Annotated in this window: 2 protein-coding genes and 1 pseudogene; 1 reads left to right on the top strand and 2 read right to left on the bottom strand. The window is 67.9% G+C overall.

Annotation, left to right across the window (positions count from 1 at the left end; translation table 11 throughout):
• Window positions 1-366: 366 nt before the first annotated feature.
• Window positions 367-1,362 (bottom strand): phosphotransferase enzyme family protein, encoded by a 996-nt coding sequence (locus AB7O82_RS37235; RefSeq protein WP_428621798.1) that lies wholly within the window; start codon window positions 1,360-1,362, stop codon window positions 367-369.
• A complete protein-coding gene (locus AB7O82_RS37230) occupies window positions 1,359-2,648 on the bottom strand; it encodes an aspartate aminotransferase family protein (protein WP_428555918.1) in 1,290 nt (429 codons plus the stop codon). Before AB7O82_RS37230 ends, AB7O82_RS37235 begins: the two co-directional genes overlap by 4 nt.
• Window positions 2,649-3,093: 445 nt before the next feature.
• Here AB7O82_RS37230 and AB7O82_RS37225 point away from each other — a divergent pair.
• A pseudogene (locus AB7O82_RS37225) lies at window positions 3,094-4,944 on the top strand (hypothetical protein); the annotation flags it as partial.

The following is a 4,944-nucleotide window of genomic DNA, read 5'->3' as shown; positions in this document are numbered from 1 at the left end:
TACCGACTGGCGTGATCGCCCGCTGGGAGCGCGCCACTCCGATGGCGCTCATGGGATGTGTTATCATCAAGAAGAGCGCCATCTTGGCGGAGACTACTCCGCCACCAGCTGCGCGCTCATAGGCGCCAACTTTGGCCGGTCCAGCAAAGCCCTCATCCTGAGGAGGTCGCGTAGCGACCGTCTCGAAGGATGCGCGACAGACCAGATCGCTGGAATAGCGGTGTTGCAACATCGGATTTGTTGCCGGCCCTTCGAGACGCGGCCTCCAGGCCGCTCCTCAGCGTGAGGTCCCTTTGTAAGTCAAGTTGGCGCCTATGAGTGGCGCGCTCCCGACGTATGACGCGCTCTTCGGCCGACGTATCCGCCTCAGCACACCGGCTCGAAGCGCGCCGCGATGCGGCACACGCGTTCGCGCAGCCGCGCCAGGCTGCTCGAGCGCGGCAGCTCCGGGCGCTGGCCGTACCAGCCGATCTGCGCCATCTCGCGGATCAGCAGGAACATCGGCAGCAGGGCGAGGTCCTGGTCGGTGATCGCCCGCATCGAGCGATAGCCGGCGATGCAGGCGTCGCGAATTGCGGCGAACGCCTCGCCGTCCTGGTACGAGACCAGGGCGACGGCGAGGTCGTACTGGTGCCAGCCGAAGCCCGCATCGTCGAAGTCGATGACCGCGGCATGGCTGCCGTCGACCACCACGTTGCGCGGATGCAGATCGGCATGGATCAGGCTGAAGGTGCGCGCCGGCTTGCCGTAGCGCACCAGCGCAGCGTGCAGCCTGTCGCGCGTCTTCATCAGCAGGCTGCGTTCATCGGCCGAGAAGATCGGATGATCCCAGAACGGGCCCCAGAACGGTGCCGGCCCGAGCAACCCGTCGGCGTCGAGCGCGTGCCGCCGGAAGCCGGCGGGAGGCGTCCAACCGCTCGCCTGGTCGTGCATTGCCGCCATGAGGGCGCCGAGCTGGCTGAAATACCGGAGGGTCGCGGCCGGGTCGGTCTCCCGAGCCACGACATGGTCCAGCAGCTCGCCGTCAACCCAGCGCGCCAGCCCGGCCCAGCGCCGCTCGCCGGTGGCCGGGATGTCGACTTGCGCAAAGCTCTCGCCGGCCGTCGTCAGCAGCGGTTTGGGCGCCGCCACACCGGCGTCGACAAGGGCGCGCGTCCAAAGATGCTCGGACTTCAGCTCCTCGATGTCGTGATACCACGGGCGATGCAGCCGCAGCACGAGCGGCGCGCCGTCACGCGCATCGGTCACCCGGAAGGTGACGTTCTCGCTCATGTTCACGAAGGCGAGCTCGGCCGGCACGACGCCGAACGCCGCCAGCGCCTGCCGGGCCGCCGGCGCGTAGGCCTGCTCGGCTTCGATCATGCCGCGACTTCGGCGATGGTCTCGTCCCAGGCGTCGAGGAACTGGGCCGCGTTGTCGTGCGAGAACACCAGCGGCGGCCTGAGCTTCACGACGTTGGCGAAGGCGCCGGCGTTGCTGGTCAGGAAGCCCTTGTCCTTCAGCCGGTTGATCACCCGCTTGGCCAGCTCCATGTCGGGCGAGCCGTCGACCGGCTTCACCAGCTCGACGCCGACGAACAGGCCGTGGCCGCGCACGTCGCCGATCGCGGCGCTGGCGCCCTTGCGCTGGGTCAGCGAGGCCTTCAGCGCGGCGCCGACCGTGGCGACGTTGCCGCGCAGGTCGCGGTTCTCGATTTCGTCCAGCACCGCCATGCCGACCGCCGCCTGCAGCGGCGAGGAGGCGAAGGTGTTGAAGTAGCGCGTCTTGCTACGGAACGTCTCGACCAGCTTGCGGCTTGCTGCGGTGGCGGCGAGCGGCAGGCCGGCGCCCATCGGCTTGCCGGTGACGACGATGTCCGGCGTGAACCCGGTCACCTCGTAGCCCCACCAGGTGCCGGTGCGCGCGTAGCCCGCCTGCACCTCGTCGGCGATCACCAGGCCGCCCGCCTGGCGCACCAGGGCGGCGGCGCGCGGCATGAAGCCCTCCGGCACGTCGGGCAGGCCCTCGTTGGCGAAGATCGAGCAGACGATCAGCGCCGCCACGCCCTCGCCGTTGGCCTGCAGGGCGGCGATCGCCTGGCCGAGCTGCGCCAGGTAGGCATCGCAGAGCTCGGCCTCGCTCAGGTTGGCGGCGATCGGCCGGTATTTCTCGGGGAAGGGGAAGCCGCGCACTGCCGGATTCGCGTTCGGATCGGGCTGCTGGCCGAGCCGGTTGAGCGAACCCACCAGCTCGCTGTTGCCGTGATAGGTCGCGTTGGTGCAGATGATGCCGCGCCTGCCGGTGGCGAAGCGCGCCATCCGGATCGCCACCTCGTTGGCCTCGGTGCCGCTGCAGCTCAGGATGACGCTTTCGATCTCCGGCCCGTGCAGCGCGGCCAGGCGCTCGGCAAACGCCACGACGCTTTCGTGCAGGTAGCGGCTGTGCACGTTCAGCGTCGCCTGCTGGCGCGCCATCGCCTCGACGACGTACGGGTTGGCATGTCCGACGCAGGGCACGTTGTTGTACATGTCGACGTAACGGCGGCCGTCGGCATCGAACAGGTGGATGCCGTCGCCGCGCACGATATGCAGCGGCACCTCGTAGAACAGCGGTGCGCCCGCCCCCAGGGCGGCGTTGCGCCGCGCGAGCAGATCAGTCGTGTCGGTCATCTCTCCTCCGAAGTCGGCCCGTCGTCCGGTGTGCGATGCGCACCTGCAGGCCGGCAGTATAGCGGCAAGGCGAAGGCCGTGCGTCGCGCATCTGCGAAGAGGGCGCGGCTCAGGGCATTCGCATATGGAACGAGGCGATGCGCCGGGTGCGAGTCGAGTCGCACGGACGCACCGTCGCAATTGAATTGGCACGGCAAGAGGCGCAAACTGACATTGTGGGAAGTGGGCGGCTTGGCCTCGCGCCATGCGGATGGCGTGGGGGAAAATCTTGATCGCGAAGATTAGGGACAACCTGCTTTCGGCGGCAGGTGCGACGCCATCGCAAAGGGTCCCGCGCCTTTGCGCAGCTTTGGCAGCTTGCCCTATTGTCGCGCTCCTGGTCTCGCCGGCCCTGGGACAGTCGGCGCCAGGCTGGAACCTTTACACGTCGAGCACCAGCCTCGTGGTGCCGTATACCGAGGGCAGCCTGAACTCGCGCAATCCCAACGGCACCTTCTCCAATCACAGGGCGAACCTCGACATCAAGGTTGCCGACAAGACGATCGGGGTCACGGTCGACACCGGGTCGACGGGCGTGGCGATCGCGCAGGCGCTGCTGCCAGCCGGCGTGCTGAACGGGCTCACCTCGCTGGGCCCGGGTGCCTACAACTACGACAGCAGCGGCAAAACGCCGACCGGCAACTTCTACCAGCTTCCGATCGACATCCTGGGCACGCTGAATGGCCAGCCGGCCGCCGGCTCGTCGACGATCAAGGTCCTGGTCGTCACCAGCGACAACTCGACGGCCTATTTCGGCATCGGCAACAATCGCAACAACGTCTACAGCGGCACCTACAACCCGTCGCTGACCTTTGCGCAGAACGTCGCGGCGGGCAACATTGTCCAGATCGCGCCGGTCGGCATGAATCCGCTGATCGACGTCGCCGTCAACGGCACCGCGCTGGCCAACCAGGGCTACGTGGTGATGAACGACCAGCTCGTGGTCGGCCTGACGACGGCGAACAACGGCTATTCCTTCGTCAAGCTCACGCCGGATACAGCGGCCGGCGCCAATCTCTGGAACCAGGCTCCGGTCGCCCTGTCGACCGGCACGTCCAGCCCCTACGTGTCGGGCACGATCCTGACCGACACCGGCATCCCCAACGCCTACGTCAAGCCGTTCGTGAGGTACCCCACCACGCTCGACGTCTCGCTGGTCGGGTTGCCGCAGCAGGCCGGCTTCTACAGCTTCGTCGTTCCAGAATCGGGCTCGACCTGCGGCACCTCGACCGCCCTGACACCCTGCGAGGTGCTGGGCTCGACCTCCGACCAGCCCTTCATCAATACCGGGCGCCAGTTCTTCGCCGGCTTCAATCTGCTGTTCGATCCGACCAACGGCTATGTCGGCTATGCCCTGTCGAGCTCGGGCCTGGCCAGCGGCACCGATGCGCGGATCGTTCCCGTGCTGGCCCTGACCGACCAGGTCCCCTTGCCGAACGGTTTCGCCACCAACCTGCCGGCGGCGCTGCTCTCTACTACCACCCTGACGACCAACACCGGCGGCACCGCGACCTTCAACGCCTCGTTCACGGGCTACGGCAACAGCCTGACGGTGGGCGGCTCCGGCACCGTGGTGTTCAACGGGCCGATCGACATGGGGTCCGGCGGCTCCTTCACCGTCGCGGGCGGTGGCGCGGCCACCAACAACAACATGCTCACGGCGTCGGGCGTCAGCATCGCAAGCCAGGGGCTGCTCACCAACGCCGGCACGATCGTCTCCCACGTGGCTAACGCCGGCACGCTCATCAACAACGGCACCATACAGGGCGACGTCGTCAACAGCGGCCTGCTGGGCGGCAACAGCACCATCGTCGGCAATCTCTCCAACAGCGGCACGCTTTCGCCGGGCAACTCGATCGGCACCATCGCGGTGACCGGCAAGCTGGTGCACGTTCCGGCTGGCGCCCATATCGTCGAGGTCAATGCCCAGGGCCAGAACGACAAGATCGTGGTCGGGGGCAGCGCGATGGTGCAGGGCGGCATGCTCACCGCCCAGCCGCTGCAGGGCCCCCTCTATGCGCCGCGCACCACCTACACCGTCGTGAGTGCGACCGGCGGCGTGACCGGCACCTATTCCGGGGCAACCACGAACAGCCCCTTCCTGCAGCCGTCACTCAGCTACGACGCCAACAACGTCTATCACACCCTGACCGTCGGCGGCTTCGCGGCGGCGACGCAGACGCCGACGCAGGCCGCCGTCGGCGCGGCGCTCGATGGCGGCGCACCGGGCGCCACCGGCGACTTCGCCACCATCCTG

This window comes from Reyranella sp. (genome assembly GCF_050185545.1).
Taxonomy (GTDB): domain Bacteria; phylum Pseudomonadota; class Alphaproteobacteria; order Reyranellales; family Reyranellaceae; genus Reyranella.
The sequence above is the reverse complement of the archived record's forward strand: the minus strand, read 5'-3'. Positions and strand labels throughout refer to the sequence as shown.